Annotated in this window: 17 protein-coding genes; 8 read left to right on the top strand and 9 right to left on the bottom strand. The window is 45.1% G+C overall.

The genetic code is table 11. The features are described from left to right. The first annotated feature begins 129 nt into the window (after positions 1-129). A complete protein-coding gene (rnb, locus tag QZ106_RS00695; RefSeq protein WP_295973010.1) occupies positions 130-2,109 on the top strand; it encodes an exoribonuclease II in 1,980 nt (659 codons plus the stop codon). A 56-nt stretch (positions 2,110-2,165) separates the two neighbouring features. Here rnb and QZ106_RS00690 read toward each other — a convergent pair whose 3' ends face one another. The 3 genes from QZ106_RS00690 to QZ106_RS00680 all read right to left on the bottom strand — a co-directional run bounded on the left by QZ106_RS00690 (position 2,166) and on the right by QZ106_RS00680 (position 4,451). After that, positions 2,166-2,798 (bottom strand): FKBP-type peptidyl-prolyl cis-trans isomerase, encoded by a 633-nt coding sequence (locus QZ106_RS00690; RefSeq protein ID WP_295973008.1) that lies wholly within the window; start codon positions 2,796-2,798, stop codon positions 2,166-2,168. 25 nt (positions 2,799-2,823) lie between these two features. Continuing rightward, positions 2,824-3,693, bottom strand: coding sequence for an archaetidylserine decarboxylase (gene asd / locus QZ106_RS00685; protein WP_295973005.1), 870 nt, complete (start codon positions 3,691-3,693; stop codon positions 2,824-2,826). A 275-nt stretch (positions 3,694-3,968) separates the two neighbouring features. Next, a complete protein-coding gene (locus tag QZ106_RS00680) occupies positions 3,969-4,451 on the bottom strand; it encodes a Dps family protein (RefSeq protein ID WP_295973003.1) in 483 nt (160 codons plus the stop codon). 195 nt (positions 4,452-4,646) lie between these two features. Here QZ106_RS00680 and QZ106_RS00675 point away from each other — a divergent pair, with 195 nt between their 5' ends. Then, positions 4,647-5,807 (top strand): EmrA/EmrK family multidrug efflux transporter periplasmic adaptor subunit, encoded by a 1,161-nt coding sequence (locus QZ106_RS00675; protein WP_295973001.1) that lies wholly within the window; start codon positions 4,647-4,649, stop codon positions 5,805-5,807. Between the two features lie 12 nt (positions 5,808-5,819). Then, the gene (locus tag QZ106_RS00670; protein ID WP_295972998.1) at positions 5,820-7,334 is read left to right on the top strand and encodes a DHA2 family efflux MFS transporter permease subunit; all 1,515 of its coding nucleotides are present in this window, start codon (positions 5,820-5,822) and stop codon (positions 7,332-7,334) included. Positions 7,335-7,341: 7 nt separating this feature from the next. Here QZ106_RS00670 and QZ106_RS00665 read toward each other — a convergent pair whose 3' ends face one another. From QZ106_RS00665 to mobA, 6 genes are all read right to left on the bottom strand, one after another. After that, the gene (locus QZ106_RS00665) at positions 7,342-7,584 is read right to left on the bottom strand and encodes a recombinase RecA (RefSeq protein WP_295972995.1); all 243 of its coding nucleotides are present in this window, start codon (positions 7,582-7,584) and stop codon (positions 7,342-7,344) included. Positions 7,585-7,640: 56 nt separating this feature from the next. After that, positions 7,641-9,305 (bottom strand): fructose-specific PTS transporter subunit EIIC, encoded by a 1,665-nt coding sequence (locus QZ106_RS00660; protein WP_295972993.1) that lies wholly within the window; start codon positions 9,303-9,305, stop codon positions 7,641-7,643. A gap of 4 nt (positions 9,306-9,309) precedes the next feature. Continuing rightward, complete coding sequence (fruK, locus tag QZ106_RS00655) at positions 9,310-10,251, bottom strand: 1-phosphofructokinase (RefSeq protein ID WP_295972991.1); 942 nt, start codon at positions 10,249-10,251, stop codon at positions 9,310-9,312. Positions 10,252-10,253: 2 nt separating this feature from the next. After that, positions 10,254-11,807, bottom strand: a complete 1,554-nt coding sequence (gene fruB, locus QZ106_RS00650; protein WP_295972988.1) for a fused PTS fructose transporter subunit IIA/HPr protein — start codon at positions 11,805-11,807, stop codon at positions 10,254-10,256. Positions 11,808-11,917: 110 nt separating this feature from the next. Further along, the gene (locus QZ106_RS00645; RefSeq protein WP_295972986.1) at positions 11,918-12,439 is read right to left on the bottom strand and encodes a hypothetical protein; all 522 of its coding nucleotides are present in this window, start codon (positions 12,437-12,439) and stop codon (positions 11,918-11,920) included. 65 nt (positions 12,440-12,504) lie between these two features. Continuing rightward, positions 12,505-13,113, bottom strand: a complete 609-nt coding sequence (mobA, locus tag QZ106_RS00640; RefSeq protein ID WP_295972983.1) for a molybdenum cofactor guanylyltransferase MobA — start codon at positions 13,111-13,113, stop codon at positions 12,505-12,507. Positions 13,114-13,177: 64 nt separating this feature from the next. Between mobA and QZ106_RS00635 the strand changes: the two genes are divergently transcribed. The 5 genes from QZ106_RS00635 (at position 13,178) to QZ106_RS00615 (ending at position 16,417) form a co-directional block, all read left to right on the top strand. After that, positions 13,178-13,444, top strand: a complete 267-nt coding sequence (locus tag QZ106_RS00635; RefSeq protein WP_295972980.1) for a YihD family protein — start codon at positions 13,178-13,180, stop codon at positions 13,442-13,444. 22 nt (positions 13,445-13,466) lie between these two features. Then, entirely contained in the window at positions 13,467-14,084 is a 618-nt protein-coding gene (locus QZ106_RS00630) for a DsbA family protein (protein ID WP_295972974.1), read from the top strand. Positions 14,085-14,142: 58 nt separating this feature from the next. Then, positions 14,143-14,472, top strand: coding sequence for a DUF413 domain-containing protein (locus tag QZ106_RS00625; RefSeq protein ID WP_295972973.1), 330 nt, complete (start codon positions 14,143-14,145; stop codon positions 14,470-14,472). Between the two features lie 65 nt (positions 14,473-14,537). Then, positions 14,538-15,644, top strand: a complete 1,107-nt coding sequence (gene trmA / locus QZ106_RS00620; protein WP_295972972.1) for a tRNA (uridine(54)-C5)-methyltransferase TrmA — start codon at positions 14,538-14,540, stop codon at positions 15,642-15,644. Positions 15,645-15,646: 2 nt separating this feature from the next. Continuing rightward, entirely contained in the window at positions 15,647-16,417 is a 771-nt protein-coding gene (locus QZ106_RS00615) for a class I SAM-dependent methyltransferase (protein WP_295972969.1), read from the top strand. The last annotated feature ends 71 nt before the right edge of the window (positions 16,418-16,488 follow it).

Genomic DNA, 16,488 nt, shown 5'->3' with positions numbered 1-16,488 from the left:
AATAATTTTTTCTTCCTTTATTTATCGGCAGGTTTTTTAACCTGCCTTTTCTATTTGTAAGGCGGAGTTCACTCCGCCATTTTATGATAATTTCGGCAGGCTCCACTCTGCCCTACGATAAGAATAATTATGTTCCAAGATAATCCATTACTCGCACAACTCAAACAACAAATTCACGATAGTAAAGAACGCGTGGAAGGCATAGTAAAAAGCACCGATAAGGCTTATGGCTTTTTGGAATGCGACAAGAAAAGCTATTTCATTTCCCCTATTGCCATGAAAAAAGTCATGCACGGCGACAAAATCAGCGCCACGATCGAAAAACAAGGGGATAAAGAACAAGCCGAACCGGAGGCCTTAATCGAGCCGATGCTTACCCGTTTTATCGCGAAAGTGCGGTTCAATAAAGACAAGAAATTACAGGTGCTTGTTGATCACCCTAACATCAATCAGCCCATTGGCGCCGCACAAAGCAAAGCCGTCAAAGAAGAATTACAGGAAGGCGATTGGGTTGTGGCGACCTTAAAAACCCACCCTTTGCGCGACGATCGCTTTTTCTATGCGCAAATCACTCAATTTATTTGCCACTCCGAGGATGAACTGGCACCTTGGTGGGTGACCCTTGCGCGTCACGAACAACCGCGTGAACCGGTGCAAGGACAAGATCACTATGAAATGCAGGATCAAGAAACACGCGAAAATCTGACCGCACTTCACTTCATCACCATCGACTCTGAAACCACGCGGGACATGGACGATGCCTTGTACATTGAACCTATCACCTCAAACAGTGAACAAACCGGCTGGCAATTAGTGGTGGCCATTGCCGATCCGACGGCTTACATCAGTTTAAATTCACAAATCGAAAAAGACGCCAAACAACGTTGTTTCACCAATTATTTGCCCGGCTTCAATATTCCGATGTTGCCGCGCGAACTTTCCGATGAACTTTGTTCTTTAAAACCTCACGAAACCCGTCCGGCATTGGTGTGTTATATTCAAACGGATTTAGCCGGCAACATCACCGCGCCTTCACGATTTGTATTGGCAGAAGTGCAATCTAAAGCCAAATTAGCCTATAACAATGTTTCCGATTACCTAGAAGGCAAAGACAATGCTTGGCAGCCGGAAAATCCGGAAACAGCACAGCAAATTCACTGGCTACACCAATTTACCCTAACCAGAACGCAATGGCGTAAAACCCACGCCCTACTTTTTAAAGAAAAACCGGATTATTCTTTCGTGCTGGCAGAAAATGGCAAAGTGCAAGAAATTAAAGCGGAATACCGTCGTATTGCCAACCAAATCGTGGAAGAATCCATGATTATCGCCAATATTTGCGCTGCCCAATTTTTACATGAAAACTTGCAATGCGGCATCTTCAACACGCACAGCGGATTCGATAAAAAGTTCTTGGAAAACGCCCACCATTTCTTGTTAGCCAATTTAGCCAATGAGGAAAACAAAGCGGAATTACAAAGCCGTTATGCGCTTGAAAATCTGGCAACCTTAAACGGCTATTGCCAAATGCGCCATGATATTGAACCGATTGAAGAAGATTATTTGGAATTCCGTTTACGCCGTTTCCTCACTTTTGCAGAATTTAAAGTGGAATTGGCACCGCACTTTGGCCTGGGCTTAAACGGCTATGCCACGTGGACCTCGCCAATCCGTAAATATTCGGATATGGTGAACCATCGCTTAATCAAAGCCCATTTAGCCAACCGCGATTTCACCAAACCGGAAGAAAGTGTACTTGCCCGCTTGCAGGAAGCTCGTCGCCAAAATCGTTTGGTGGAACGAGATATTGCCGATTGGTTATATTGCCGTTATTTGGCAGATAAAGTCACTGAAAAACCGGAATTTGACGCGGAAGTGCAAGATGTGAGCCGCGGCGGTTTACGCGTGTTATTGCTGGAAAACGGTGCTTCCATGTTTATTCCCGCCTCAACGCTGCACGACAATAAAGAAGAGGTTGTGATTAATCCTGATGAAATCGCTTTTTATGTGAAAGATCAGCGGTTATACAAAATCGGCGACCGAATTCGCGTACAACTCACTGAAGTGCGGGAAACTACCCGAAGTATTGTGGGAACCGTCGTCAAATAGGAATAAAAAAAGCCACACGTCAATATCGCGTGTGGCTTTTTTATAAGAGGGATAAATTAAAGAATCTCTAACAATTCCACTTCAAACACTAATGGGCTGAATGGTGGGATGGCTGCGCCTGCGCCACGTTCGCCATAGGCTAATTCGTGAGGAATTGCCAAACGCCATTTGGAACCGACCGGCATCATGGAAAGCGCTTCGATCCAACCTTTGATCACGCCGTTAACCGGGAATTCTGCCGGTTGACCGCGTGCGACGGAACTATCGAATACGGTACCGTCCGGTAATGTGCCGGTGTAGTGAACGCGTACTTTATCGGTTGTCGATGGCACGTTGCCGTTGCCTTCAACTAACACTTCATATTGTAAGCCGGAATCGGTGACTTTCACGCCGTCTTTTTGTTTGTTCGCCTCTAAGAACGCTTTACCTGCGGCTTCAATTTCTTTGAATTGCGCTTGTTGGGCTTCCGCAGCTTGTTGTTGCAATTGTTGCAACGCTTGGCTGATTTCATTGAAATCTAATGCCGGCGCCTGTTGATTTAACACATCGTAAATCCCTTTTGCTACCGCTTCTGCTTTCACCGCTAATTGGCTATCCAATAATTGTTGACCGATTTGCAAACCGATACCGTAACTGCCTTTGGCTTCGGTATCGTCTAATGTCACTTGATTGAAAAATTCTGCTGTCATGTTGTTTTCCTTTCTGTTGATAAAACTATTTCATCGTGGCTAAGATTTCACCCATTCTTACCGGAACGTCCACCTCTAAATGTTCAGCTAAAGTCACGGAATTCGCCGGGAATAAGTTAATGACGGTTGAGCCCAATTGGAATGCGCCCATTTCTTGACCTTTGGTAAGTTTAATGCCGTTGTCCTCTTGATATGTCCAGACTTTGACTTCACCGGTGCGCGGAGGATTAATGACGCCTGCCCAAACCGTACTCATACTGGCAGTGATGGTCGCGCCCACGAGGATTTGTACCATTGGGCCGAATTCTGTATCAAAAACACAAATAACGCGTTCATTGCGAGCGAATAAATTTGGCACGTGTTCCGCTAAGAACGGATTGACCGAGAATAAATCGCCCGGTACATAAATCATTTTGCGCAAGGTCGCATCGCACGGCATGTGGACACGATGATAATCACGCGGTGATAAATAAATCGTGGCAAATTCGCCGTTTTTAAAGGTGTTAACTAATTCTTCATCGCCGGCTAATAAATCAGATAGGCTGAAAAAATGCCCCTTAGCTTGCAATAAACGTTCATCGTCGATATGCCCGATTTGGCTCACGCGACCATCCGCCGGCAAACAAAGTGCGGTCGGATTTTCATTGATTTTTCGCGCGTCGTCTTTTAACTCACGAATAAAAAATTGGTTGAAGCTTTCATAATCACTAAAGTTCTCTTTTTTTGCTTCGCTCATATCTACGTTGTATTTCTTCGCGAAAGCCTTGATCACGAAATGTGTTACCGCACCCCATTTTTGTTGGGCAAACCAACCGGCTAATTGGGTTAAATACAGTTGCGGCATAATGTATTGAAAAGCAACTTTCGCACGTTGCCAATAAGTGAATTTCGTCATAATGTCTATTTCTTGTACAATGTTAAAATGAATAAGGGCGTGATTATATCAACTTTTCTTCGCCTTCCAACCTTAATTTATCCAAACGCACAAATAACGACAGTACCATTCCCCAATGCGTTTAATCGCAATTCAACTTATTGAAACAAAAAAGTGCGGTGAAATATGAGAGGATTTTTATTTGATAAACCGTCCTAAAATTTCACCGCACTTTTGTCCATAAAAAAACCTGCTTAATCTCAATCAAGCAGGTTTTCTTTAATTAATCGAGCAAATTAGTTCGCACAAGTTTGGCAAGCGGCTTGGAACATCCAAACTAATTTTTCTTGTGCTTTAATGTAATCACTCATTTGTGAAACGGTGCCTTCATCACCGGCATCTGCCGCCAAAGCAAGAATTTCACGTTGTTGAGCCAGTAACACTTTAAAGCCTTCTAGTGTGCCTCTTAAGCAAGCAACTGCAGTGCTCACAGCAATATCTTCCTTAATACGAGAATGGCTTAAATATTGGCTAAACGCATTGTTTGGGGTGTAGCCCAAGGTCAAAATACGTTCTGCCACTTCGTCCACTTTTTCCACTAAATCAGTGTAAATTTCTTCAAATTTTGCGTGTAATTCAAAGAAGTTCACGTCTTTAATGTTCCAGTGATAACCACGCACGTTGGTGTAGAAAACTTGATAAGTGGCTAATAATTCATTTAATTTTGCAGCTAATTCTTCAGATTTTGTGGTATCTAAACCAATAAATGTTTTTGACATAATATGTTCTCCTATACTTTACTTTGTTAATTTATAAAAGATGAACGATGCAATGCTTAATCTCGTTCGTTTTTGTTGGCGTAAGTATAGAAAAAAGCACATAATGGCGCTAATTGTTACATTGAATAGAATTGATAGATAATAAAGATGGAATTATTAATAATCATTTCTAAAAACTATCAAAAAGGAACATAAATGACTGACGCAAGCAAGCCAACCGCCCCCACGTCTAAAAAGACCCGCAAAAAAGCCTTAGGCATTTTCTTTTTTTTGCTTATTCTCATGGCGATCCTCGCCGGATTATATTGGTTCTATTTTATTAAGAATTATCAAACCACTGAAGACGCTTATGTGAGCGGCAACCAAGTGATGATTTCTTCGCAAATTGCCGGAAACGTGCGACAAATTAACGTAGAAAACATGGATTTTGTGCATGCGGGAGATGTGTTACTTGAATTGGATGACACGGATTATCAACTGAGTTTCAGCCAAGCACAAAATACCTTGGCAAGTGCAGTACGCCAAATGTCGCAGCTTGGCTACACCGTGAAACAACTGGAAGCAACGGTTCAAGCCAACCAAACGGCGTTGACAAAAGCACAAGGCGATTTAGCGCGTCGTGAACAGTTAGGAAAAAGCGGAGCGATTGATAAAGAATCGCTACAACACGCCAGAGAAGCGGTAATGACAGCGGAAGCCAACTTAAAAGCCGTGAAAAACCAACTTGCTGCTAATAAATCTTTATTAATGAATGTGCCGCTGAAAGAACAGCCGGAAATTCAAAAAGCCATCAGTTCCGTCAAACAGGCATGGCTCAATTTACAACGTACAAAAATCACCAGCCCGGTCGATGGCTATGTGGCGCGCCGAAGCACACAAGTGGGACAAAAAGTTGCCGTGGGTAGCGCGCTGATGGCGATTGTTTCCAACGAACAAATGTGGGTAGATGCCAATTTCAAGGAAACACAATTAAAAGACATGCGAATCGGTCAACCGGTGAAATTATCCTTTGATTTATACGGTCATGATGTGAAATTTGATGGCAAAGTAGAAGGTATCGAAATGGGAACCGGCAGCGCGTTTTCTTTGCTCCCCGCTCAAAATGCCACCGGTAACTGGATCAAAGTGGTGCAACGCGTGCCGGTTCGTATTAGCCTAGATGCACAACAAATCGCTAACTACCCGTTGCGTATGGGCTTATCTACCTTGGTTGAAGTGAATATTTCAGATACCCGTGGTGAAATGTTATCGCAACAAAAACGTACTGTGCCGCTCTATTCCACCAATACGTTGAATTATGATCAAAGTGCAGTGGAAAATCTCATCGAAAAAATTATTCGCGACAACACAAACTAAGGCTTGCCCATCATGCAAAAACCCATTGAAGGTGTTGCCCTTGGCATCATTACGTTGGCGCTGTCTCTTGCCACGTTCATGCAAGTATTGGATTCCACCATTGCAAACGTGGCGATCCCCACGATTTCGGGCGATCTTGGCGCATCGTTCAGCCAAGGTACTTGGGTGATTACCTCTTTCGGCGTCGCCAATGCGATTTCTATTCCTATTACCGGCTGGCTTGCCAAACGTTTTGGGGAAGTAAAATTATTCCTCATTTCCACCGCACTTTTTGTTTTAGCCTCTTGGTTATGCGGCATTTCCCATAGCTTGGAAATGTTGATTCTGTGCCGTATTTTCCAAGGATTAGCAGCAGGCCCGATTATTCCGCTGTCTCAGAGTTTGCTACTCAATAACTATCCTCCGGAAAAACGGGGCATGGCATTGGCATTTTGGGCAATGACCATAGTAGTTGCACCGATTTTCGGTCCCATTCTCGGCGGTTGGATCAGTGATAATTTACATTGGGGGTGGATCTTCTTTATTAATGTACCCGTTGGACTGTTCATTATCAGTACCAGTTGGAAAATATTAATGCCACGAGAAAGTAAAATTCAGCACCAACCTATTGATACGGTTGGACTAGTCTTATTGGTGTTAGGCGTAGGCTGCTTGCAATTAATGCTGGATCAAGGACGTGAGCAGGATTGGTTCAACTCCACTGAAATCATTATTCTTGCCGTTATTTCTGCCGTTACTTTAACCGCACTTGTCATTTGGGAACTGACGGACGACAACCCGGTAGTGGATATTTCCCTATTCAAGCAACGTAATTTCACTGTAGGCTGTTTGTCCACCAGCTTGGCATTTTTAATTTACCTCGGCTCCGTGGTGTTAATTCCCTTGTTGCTGCAACAGGTTTTTGGCTACACCGCCACTTGGGCAGGTTTAGCATCCGCCCCCGTAGGACTGTTCCCGATTTTGTTATCCCCTCTTATCGGTAAGTTTGGACATAAAATCGATATGCGTATTTTGGTCACAATCAGTTTTGTGGTCTATGCTATTACCTTTTATTGGCGTGCCGTTACCTTTGAACCGGGTATGAGTTTTGCCGATGTAGCACTGCCGCAAATGGTACAAGGCTTAGCCGTCGCCTGTTTTTTCATGCCACTTACGACTATTACGCTGTCCGATTTACCGGCACACAAAATGGCCTCCGCTTCCAGTTTGTTTAACTTTTTACGAACCCTTGCCGGTTCTATCGGTACTTCCCTTACGACATTCTTGTGGTATAACCGTGAAGCCGTTCACCACTCACAGCTGACCGAAGCCATTACGCCGTATAACCCGACCGCACAACAGTATTACCAAATGATGGAGCGTTTTGGCATGGGCGAAGAACAAACTTCTTCCCTGCTTGCCCGTAACATTACATCGCAAGGGTTTATCCTCGGTGCCAACGAGATTTTTTGGTTATCCGCCGTGCTGTTTTTGGTGTTATTTATTTTGGTTTGGTTTGCTAAACCGCCTTTTGGAAACCGACACTAAAGTGCGGTTATTTTTGAGAGCGTTCTTTCGCCCAATTTACCGCTGTTTCAATCGCCTTTCGGGCTTGTGGGCTATTTCGCCAACAGGTTGAGCCTGTGATTTCGGCGCCTCTTTGGAGAATAAAATCCGGGTTAGTTGTCGCCAGTATTTTGACGTCATCTAATCCCATTTCTTCTAAACGCTTTAAGATCGTTGCGCCGATACCTTTTTCAGATAAAAGGCTACGTTTCTCCTCTTCACTAAATGGCATAGTATGTCCTCATAAGATAAAAAATGCGGTGAAAATCCACCGCACTTTGTTCCACGTTATGCTTCCGCCTTCGGTTTAATCACCGCATAAATCACACCGGTGACGACGGAACCTATGGCGATAGCCGCAAGATACATCAACGGCTCAGAAACAAACGGTACCACAAATACCCCCCCGTGTGGCGCTTGCAAGGTAATGCCTAAACTCATGGAAATCGCGCCCGCAGTTGCACCACCTAGCACACTGCTGATAATCACGCGTAGTGGATCTGCCGCCACAAATGGCAATGCCCCTTCGGAAATAAAACAGAAGCCAAGCACGAAAGAGGCTTTACCCGCATCACGTTGATTAGAAGTGAATTTACTGCGCGCTAACCAAGTGGCAATCGCCATGCCGATTGGCGGCACCATGCCTGCTGCCATTGCCGCTGCCATTGGGGTGTAAACCTGAGAGGCGATCATGCCCACGGAGAAGGTATAAGCCGCTTTGTTTACCGGCCCTCCCATGTCGATACACATCATGGTGCCGATAATCACGCCAAGCACCATGGCATTCACATCGCCCATGGATTTTAACCATTCACTCAACGCCGTCATGATTTTCGCGACAGGCGGGTTAATGAGATAAATCATGGATAAGCCGACCATGAAAGACCCCAATAACGGCAAAATTAAGATCGGTTTAAGGGACATCAGGCTTGGTGGTAATTTAATCACATTATTAAGCCCTTTCACCACATAACCCGCAAGGAAGCCGGCGATAATTCCGCCTAAAATCCCCGCGCCTGCGGTCGTCGCCAACATCCCGCCGATTAACCCCACGGCAAGTCCCGGACGGTCGGCGATGGAGAACGCCACATAACCTGCGAACACCGCGATCATTAAGTGGAACGCCGCGCCACCACCGATATCCATTAAGGCTTTCGGCAAGCCGCCCGCGATGTTTTCGTCTTTGAACGCTTCAATACCGAACATGAAGGAAATGGCGATAAGCAAACCGCCCGCCACCACCAACGGCAACATGTGTGATACACCTGTCATCAGGTGCTTATAGACGCCTTTCTTCTCACCGCGCTCTTCGGCTTTCGCCGCGGACGTTGCGCCGCCTTCGTAAATTTTCGCTTCTTTAAAGGCTTTATCGAATTCTTGCGCGGTTTTCTTCAACGCAAGTCCGGTGGAGGTGCGATACATTAATTTGCCTTTGAATTTGTCCAACGGCACGTCAATATCTGCCGCCACAAACACCAAATCCGCTGCCGCCACTTCTTCTGCCGTAATTTCATTGCCCGCACCCACTTGTCCGCGGGTTTCCACTTTCACCTGCCAGCCTTGTTGTTTGGCGTAAGTTTCGATGGCTTCGGCAGACATGAACGTATGCGCTACGCCTGTCGGGCAAGCAGTCACCGCCACAATATTTTTCATTTTACCGTTAGAAACGACCGCACTTTCAGCAGGAGGAACATAATCCTGCGCCTGTTGAATGGCCGTGTCTAACAGGTTTTCGGGTGTGTTGAAATGCTCGTCAATTTTTGCCAAAAACACTTTTTTGCCATTGAATTGAGCATTATTGGGTAAAACATTCCCCAAAACGATGATCAGATCCGCCGCCTCGGCACTGTCCACGATTTCATGTTGCGCTTGCGCAGTTTTACTTAGCATTTCACGCAATAGAAAAGCTTTGGCGTTACCCAAATTAGCGGATGGAGTCAAATAAATATGCATAAGATTATCCCTCAATGACAGTAATGTTGACATTGTTTAAAATTGGTTCAAGCAAAGTGCGGTCAGAAATGCCCACGTTACTTTGCGACACGGCAAAAGCGGAAACCGCACTGGCAAAAGCCAAGGTTTCTTGCTGTGAAAAGCCGTTGATTAAGCCGTAAATCAAGCCCGCCACCATAGAATCGCCGGCACCGACGGTGCTCACCACACGTTCACATCTCGGTGGTTGCGCCTGCATAATTGCCTCATCACTCAACCAAACAGAACCTTGGGCGCCCATGGAAATAATCACATTGGCAATGCCTTGTGCTTTTAATTTCTTGGCGGCAGACACAATTTCTTCCAGTGAATTTAAGGTATAACCCACCCAGGCTTCTAATTCGCGGTGGTTGGGTTTCACCAACCAAGGCCGTGCGCTTAAACCTGCGGTTAGCGCTGCATTACTGCTGTCTAACACGACTTTTACGCCTGCCTGATGCAATTGTTTTAACCAATCAGCAAACAAGTCCGGCGTCACGCCACGCGGCAAGCTGCCACACACGGCAACGATGTCGAAGGATTTGCAATACGCAAGAGAATCCGCCACAAATTGTTGCCACACACTTTCACTAATTTCATAGCCTAAAAAGTTTAAATCGGTAACATCCGCGTCGGTTTCGGTAATTTTCACGTTGATACGAGTTTTGCCCGGCACGCGTTGGAATTTATCTTGTAATCCCAGTTTGTCGAATAAGGCAACAAAATCTCCTTGGTTGTCTTCACCGAGAAAACCGCCCACCGTGACGTCAATACCCAAATCTTTTAACACTTTCGCTACGTTAATGCCTTTACCCGCAGGAAAAAGCCCGAGGGTTTCCACGGTGTTGACTTCGCCCAATTCGATACGTTTTAAACGCCCGACCAAGTCATAAGCGGCGTTTAAGGTGATAGTTGCGACGTTTGCCATCATTATTCCCCTAATCCTGCGTTAATTGCTGCACCGATACCCTCAATAGCTTGTTGTGCTTGCTCCCCGGTGGCCAAAAAACGTAAACGATGGCCTTTCACTACACCTAACGCCACCACTTTCATCAGACTTTTTGCGCTGACCAACGGCGTATCGCGATCGAGATTTTGTACGGCAATATTGGCGTTATATTTTTTTACTTCACTGACTAAAATCGCCGCTGGACGGGCATGCAATCCATGTTCATTTTTTACTTCAAAAATGCCTTCCACGGATTCACTCGGATTTTCCACCGCACTTTCACCACTTGGCGCAGAAGTTGTTGGCTCAGAAATGGTTGGTACAACTTGCTCCATCACTTCAATAGTGTCCGGTTCGCTTGGTGGCACGGCAGAAATTGTTTCGCCAAGTCCTGACGCAATCACCTTGCCAATAGCTTCCACTGCGGCTTGCGCATCCTCGCCCTCTGCTACAAAACGTAAACGATGCCCCTGCGTCACGCCCAAGGCGACAATTTTCATCAGGCTCTTGGCACTCACCGGTGCGCTGGCTCGGGTAAGATTTTCCACGGTAATCTTAGAGGTGAATTTTTTCACTTCGTTAACCAAAATAGCGCTTGGACGGGCGTGTAAGCCGTGTTCGTTACGAATAGTAAAGGTGCCGACGACGCTACCGGCAGCCACAGACGGCGCGGCAGACGCAGTTGATGTCTCCTGTGTCGTAGCTTGCGGAATCGCCTTGCCGTTTAATGCTGCAGCAATCTGTGCGCTGTCGCCGTTTAACAAGATTTGCTGTACCTTGGCATCTAACAGACGGGCTAAAGCTTCGTCAATTTGCTCGTTGGCATAAGCCACCGTTACCACGCCATGCACGAGTTTATTATTTAAGTTAAACGCCTGTTTTGCGCGACTGAACGCCAACCCATTCTTTTGGTTTCCTACGGCGGCATCGGTCACCCATAGGCCTTGCGCCAACGGCAATGCCGGATTGGCAATGACTTCCGAAACGTACTGATGATTGACCGCACTTTGTTGTTCTAATTTGCCGGCGTTAATGGCGATTAAGGTGAGCAAACTGCTGGTGTCCACATCTAAACTGATATTTTCATCAACCACATTAAATTCGTCCGCTTCACCCATTAAAATCGCACGAAATTTTTTCACATCAGTGAGTGTGGCTAATTTTGCAGCCGTGTCTTCATCGCCGAGAACATGAGTCAGTTGACGCAATAATGCCAAATGTTCGTCAGAACGCGCCGCAATGCCAATCACCACATAAGCGATATTGCCCTCACCCCATTCAATCCCTTGTGGAAACTGGAAAATCTGCACGCCGGTGTTTTTTACCATACTACGGGTTTCTAACGTGCCGTGCGGAATGGCAATGCCATTGCCTAAAAAGGTCGATGTTTGTTGTTCGCGCCCTAACATGCCTTGTAAATAACCGCTTTCCACATAACCGGCCTGTTCAAGGGCATTTGCCGCCAGCGTAATGGCTTGCTGTTTATTATCGGCACTCGCCGCCAAATGAATGTTACTTTCGGGTAAATTAAACATTCTGTCTCCTTGTTTCTACGAGGGTATAAATCGGGTGCTGAATAGTGCAAAAACCTTTCAGCCAAGGTTTAAAATACAAAAAACTGCCGGTAAAGACCGACAGTTTTTGATTATTTGCCACCGCAAAGTTTGAGTAATTCCTCGGAACCTTGCACGATATATTCGTCATTTTCAGACCGCACTTTACCACGCTGTAAATCTAACATGGCATCATAAATACCTTGGGTCACGCTTGGTGTGTCAATATGGCTCCAGCATTTTGCATTCAGCTTACCAAAATTGGTTTGTAACGCCGCCGCATGGATCACGCCGCTGTAATACGCATAGATATTCGAGTCATGTCCGCCTTTATGTAATTTTTCTTTGATTTGTTCCACCGGCACAAGAATTCGACCTAAATACCAGTCGTTTGCTCCACTGGCAAAGGAATTAACGTAATAATCACGATCAACGCGACCTTCATATGTTTCAACAGTTGCCGCATAAGCCGTGGCATAGGATTTTTTATCGATTTTCGACTGTTCTAAATTAATCACCGTTTTTTTATGCGCGGAAGAAAAAGGCAAATAAGAGGAAAACGAACACGCACTCAGCGTGCCAATTAAAAAACAAACAGAAATTTTTTTTAACATGAGAAACCTTTAAATTTCACTTAACCATAAATAAAAATAAGCCGTTATTCTATAACGCAGCTCCCCTATTTAGCAATAAACCCCGAAAAATCCTTCTGCTGGTTAAAATACGTTAAATCCGCTAATGTATTGATGTTGGTAAATGCCTGTTTATTTTCGGAAAAGTCCACACTCACCGCCCCGTTTTGACGCATAAACTGCAACATTCTGCGCTCGCCGGAGGCTAAATAAGTCGCCAACTGGTCTTTTAGGCTACGCGCCATTAAACAAAACGTAGGATGTTCACGTTCGCCATCATGCACATACGCAATAGAAACGCCGTGAAAATCCACCGCACTTTTGAGTTTTTCCAGTAAATTATCCGGGAAGAATGGGCTATCACAAGGAACAAATAAGACAAAATCCGTGTCAGCACGTTCCAATGCGGTCAAAATCCCACTTAACGGCCCTTGAAAGCCTTCGAGATTATCGCCAAACACCGGCACGCCTGCAGTGGCATAAATTGTCTGATTGCGATTAGCATTAATAGAAATCTGTTCCACCTGCAAACGTAGGCGATCATAAATAAATTGAAATAGCGGCTTACCGTGCAATAATTGCAATCCCTTATCCGCCCCCTCCATTCGCTTGGCTTGTCCGCCGGCTAAAATGACGGCACTAATTGACATTGTCATATTTTCTTCCGAGGTTAATTACAGTATGATCTTGCTTAATTTTTTCAATAATAAGGAAATGCGTATGAAATGTCATCGCCTGAATGAAGTGTTGGAACTTTTACAACCTTATTGGTCTAAAGACGCCGATCTCTCATTAATGCAGATTTTACAAAAAATCGCTGATGAAACCGGGTTTGACAAACCGCTTGCGGAACTGCCTGACGAAGTCGTTATTTATCACTTAAAAATGGCCGGCAAAGACAAATTCGAGCCGATTCCCGGCATTAAAAAAGATTACGAAGAAGACTTTAAAACTGCGTTATTAAAAGCACGCGGTATTATTAAATAAATCAATTAGTTGAGGATGACACATGAAAAAATGGTTCTTTTTAGCAATGGCTGCTGCCTTTTCGCTTTCTACACATGCGTTGGATTTAACGGAAGGTAAACAATATCTTGTCATTGAAGGACAACAACGCACCGCACAACCTGAGGTGATCGAATTTTTCTCTTTCTATTGCCCACATTGCTATTCTTTTGAAACGCAATATCACATTCCGCAAAAAATTGCCGAGGCATTACCTGAAGGCACATCATTCAAACAATACCATGTGGACTTCTTAGGTCGTCAATCAGAAAACCTCACTCGCGCATGGGCATTAGCCTTAGCCATTAACGCCGAAGAAAAAGTCAGAATGCCATTATTTAAAGCGGCGCAGGCTAATGCATTAAAATCCATGGATGACATTCGTCAAATCTTCATTGATAACGGCATTTCTGCTGAGCAATTCGATGGTGGCATTAATAGCTTTGCCGTCAACGGTTTGGTCAGCAAACAGCAAAACTTAGTAGCAAAATACCAAGTGCGCGGCGTACCGGATTTTTATGTTAACGGCAAATATCGCGTGAATATGGAAGGCTTAGCCCATAATGAAAACAGTTTTGTGGATGAATATGTGCAAACCGTAAAAGGTTTATTGCAAAAATAAACAAAAATTGGTTTAATGCCTGCCGATTTTATTTTCGATACCCATTTTAGAGGATTATATGGCTGAGAGTTTTAGCGTAACCCGTCGTTTTTTTGACGACAAAAACTATCCGCGCGGTTTTGCCCGTCACGGTGATTACACCATCAAAGAAGCACAAGCTTTAGAACAATACGGACAAGCCTTCCGCGCATTAGATTCAGGCGAACGTAAACCGTCAACCAAAGAAGAGAAAGACTTTGTGGCGTTCTGTCGTGGTGAACGTGCTGCGGAAACTTTCTTCGAAAAAACTTGGCAGAAATATCGCAATCGTATCTCTACCAACAAACGCCTTTACACCTTATCCGGTGTGGTTGGCGTAGATAATCTAGACGATTACGCCGCAGACTAAACCACCAATATAACAATCAGAAGGCTTGGGATTCCGAGCCTTTTGTTTTTACGACTGCCAATTCCATGAATGCTATGCTTAATTTACCCGTTGATCGTTATGCTGAATTGCTCGCTGAAAAGCAGCAAAAACTGACCGCACTTTTATCACCATTTGCTGCACCTGATTTGCAGGTGTTCACCTCGCCAACGCAGCATTTCCGTATGCGTGCGGAATTTCGCATTTGGCATGACGGCGATGATTTCTATCACATCATGTTCGATCAACAGAGCAAACAACGTTATCGGGTGGATAATTTCCCTATCGCCAGCGAACTGATTAATCGCATGATGACGGCATTATTACCGTTGTTAAAACAGCAAATGATATTACACCACAGACTGTTCCAAATCGATTATTTAAGCACGCAAAGCCAACAGATTATCGTCAGTTTGTTGTATCACAAAACCTTGGATGAAGACTGGCAAACCGCGGCGCAAACCTTGCGTTCACAACTCCAACAGCAAGGTTTTAACGTACAAATTGTCGGACGTGCCAGCAAACAGAAAATTTGTCTGGAACAGGATTATGTAGATGAAATCCTACACGTGCACGGCAAAGACTACATTTATCGCCAAGTGGAAAACAGCTTCACGCAACCAAATGCGGCAGTAAACAGCAAAATGTTGGAATGGGCGGTAGATTGCACTCGCAATAGCCAAGGGGATTTATTGGAGCTTTATTGCGGCAACGGCAATTTTTCTATCGCGCTGGCACAAAATTTCCGTAAAGTGTTGGCCACAGAAATTGCCAAACCTTCGGTCGCCGCTGCGCAATTTAACATCGCGGCAAATCAGATAAACAACTTACAAATCATCCGAATGTCAGCGGAAGAATTCACGCAAGCGATGCAAGGCGTGCGCGAATTTAATCGCTTAAAAGGCATTGATTTGAAAGCCTATGAATGCAACACCATTTTCGTCGATCCGCCACGCGCCGGCTTAGATGTGGAGACCGTTAAACTGGTGCAACAATATGAGCGCATTTTGTATATTTCCTGCAATCCACATACGTTGTGCGACAACCTGAAAACGCTCAGCCAAACCCATCGCATTGAAAAAGCCGCCTTGTTCGATCAGTTTCCTTACACAGAACACATGGAAGCAGGCGTGTGGTTAGTGAGAAAGGGATAAACATGAACATCCAACTGCTCTGCGAAACCCAAACACCGCAAAAACCCACCGCACTTTTTGCCGAAGCCGGCTTAATGCACGATCCAAACAGCCCATTGGCGTTAGTGTGGACGGAAACGGAAGGCATGGAACGCTTAGAATTACGCAAATTAGACGAGCCAAAATTAGGCGCGGTATTTGTGGATTTTGTCGGAGGCGCTATGGCACATCGCCGCAAATTTGGTGGCGGTCGCGGTGAGGCGGTGGCAAAAGCGGTAGGTATTAAACAAGATAGTTTGCCGACGGTGATTGACGCGACGGCAGGCTTAGGGCGTGATGCCTTTGTATTGGCGGCGCTAGGTTGCCAAGTGAAACTGGTTGAACGCCACCCGGTCGTACGTTTGTTATTACAAGATGGCTTGCAACGTGCTTATGCTGACGAAGAAATCGGCCCGTGGATACAACAAAATATGCAACTGTTGCCTTATCAACACATCAATCAACTGAATCCTGACACGGATTTTGCGGATGTGGTCTATCTCGACCCCATGTACCCACACAAAGCCAAAAGCGCCTTGGTGAAAAAAGAAATGCGCGTGTTTCAACATTTGGTCGGTGCCGATTTAGACGCGGACGAGCTACTTGCGCCCGCACTCCAACTCGCCCGTCAGCGCGTCGTGGTCAAACGCCCCGACTACGCTGATTTTCTCGCGCAAAAAGCACCGCACTTTTCGCGCGAAACGAAGAATCACCGTTTTGACGTGTATGTGAACCATCACATTCATGATCGCTAAATACACAAAATAGCATCCAGATCACAACCCCGATAGGTCTTTGCGTTATAATTTACTTCTATTTTTTTGCA

The organism is uncultured Aggregatibacter sp. (assembly GCF_901873365.1).
In the GTDB taxonomy this organism is placed as follows: Bacteria; Pseudomonadota; Gammaproteobacteria; order Enterobacterales; family Pasteurellaceae; genus Aggregatibacter.
This window is presented reverse-complemented; position numbering and strand designations above follow the sequence as displayed.

Excerpts from the sequence above, each read along its gene's own strand:
- QZ106_RS00630 (WP_295972974.1), top strand. The coding sequence starts at position 13,467 with ATGAAAAAATGGTTCTTTTTAGCAATGGCTGCTGCCTTTTCGCTTTCT.
- QZ106_RS00625 (WP_295972973.1), top strand. The coding sequence starts at position 14,143 with ATGGCTGAGAGTTTTAGCGTAACCCGTCGTTTTTTTGACGACAAAAAC.
- QZ106_RS00645 (WP_295972986.1), bottom strand. The coding sequence starts at position 12,439 with ATGTTAAAAAAAATTTCTGTTTGTTTTTTAATTGGCACGCTGAGTGCG.
- asd (WP_295973005.1), bottom strand. The coding sequence starts at position 3,693 with ATGACGAAATTCACTTATTGGCAACGTGCGAAAGTTGCTTTTCAATAC.
- QZ106_RS00670 (WP_295972998.1), top strand. The coding sequence starts at position 5,820 with ATGCAAAAACCCATTGAAGGTGTTGCCCTTGGCATCATTACGTTGGCG.
- QZ106_RS00660 (WP_295972993.1), bottom strand. The coding sequence starts at position 9,305 with ATGCATATTTATTTGACTCCATCCGCTAATTTGGGTAACGCCAAAGCT.
- trmA (WP_295972972.1), top strand. The coding sequence starts at position 14,538 with ATGAATGCTATGCTTAATTTACCCGTTGATCGTTATGCTGAATTGCTC.
- QZ106_RS00615 (WP_295972969.1), top strand. The coding sequence starts at position 15,647 with ATGAACATCCAACTGCTCTGCGAAACCCAAACACCGCAAAAACCCACC.
- QZ106_RS00665 (WP_295972995.1), bottom strand. The coding sequence starts at position 7,584 with ATGCCATTTAGTGAAGAGGAGAAACGTAGCCTTTTATCTGAAAAAGGT.
- QZ106_RS00675 (WP_295973001.1), top strand. The coding sequence starts at position 4,647 with ATGACTGACGCAAGCAAGCCAACCGCCCCCACGTCTAAAAAGACCCGC.
- fruK (WP_295972991.1), bottom strand. The coding sequence starts at position 10,251 with ATGGCAAACGTCGCAACTATCACCTTAAACGCCGCTTATGACTTGGTC.
- QZ106_RS00690 (WP_295973008.1), bottom strand. The coding sequence starts at position 2,798 with ATGACAGCAGAATTTTTCAATCAAGTGACATTAGACGATACCGAAGCC.
- mobA (WP_295972983.1), bottom strand. The coding sequence starts at position 13,113 with ATGACAATGTCAATTAGTGCCGTCATTTTAGCCGGCGGACAAGCCAAG.
- fruB (WP_295972988.1), bottom strand. The coding sequence starts at position 11,807 with ATGTTTAATTTACCCGAAAGTAACATTCATTTGGCGGCGAGTGCCGAT.
- QZ106_RS00635 (WP_295972980.1), top strand. The coding sequence starts at position 13,178 with ATGAAATGTCATCGCCTGAATGAAGTGTTGGAACTTTTACAACCTTAT.
- rnb (WP_295973010.1), top strand. The coding sequence starts at position 130 with ATGTTCCAAGATAATCCATTACTCGCACAACTCAAACAACAAATTCAC.
- QZ106_RS00680 (WP_295973003.1), bottom strand. The coding sequence starts at position 4,451 with ATGTCAAAAACATTTATTGGTTTAGATACCACAAAATCTGAAGAATTA.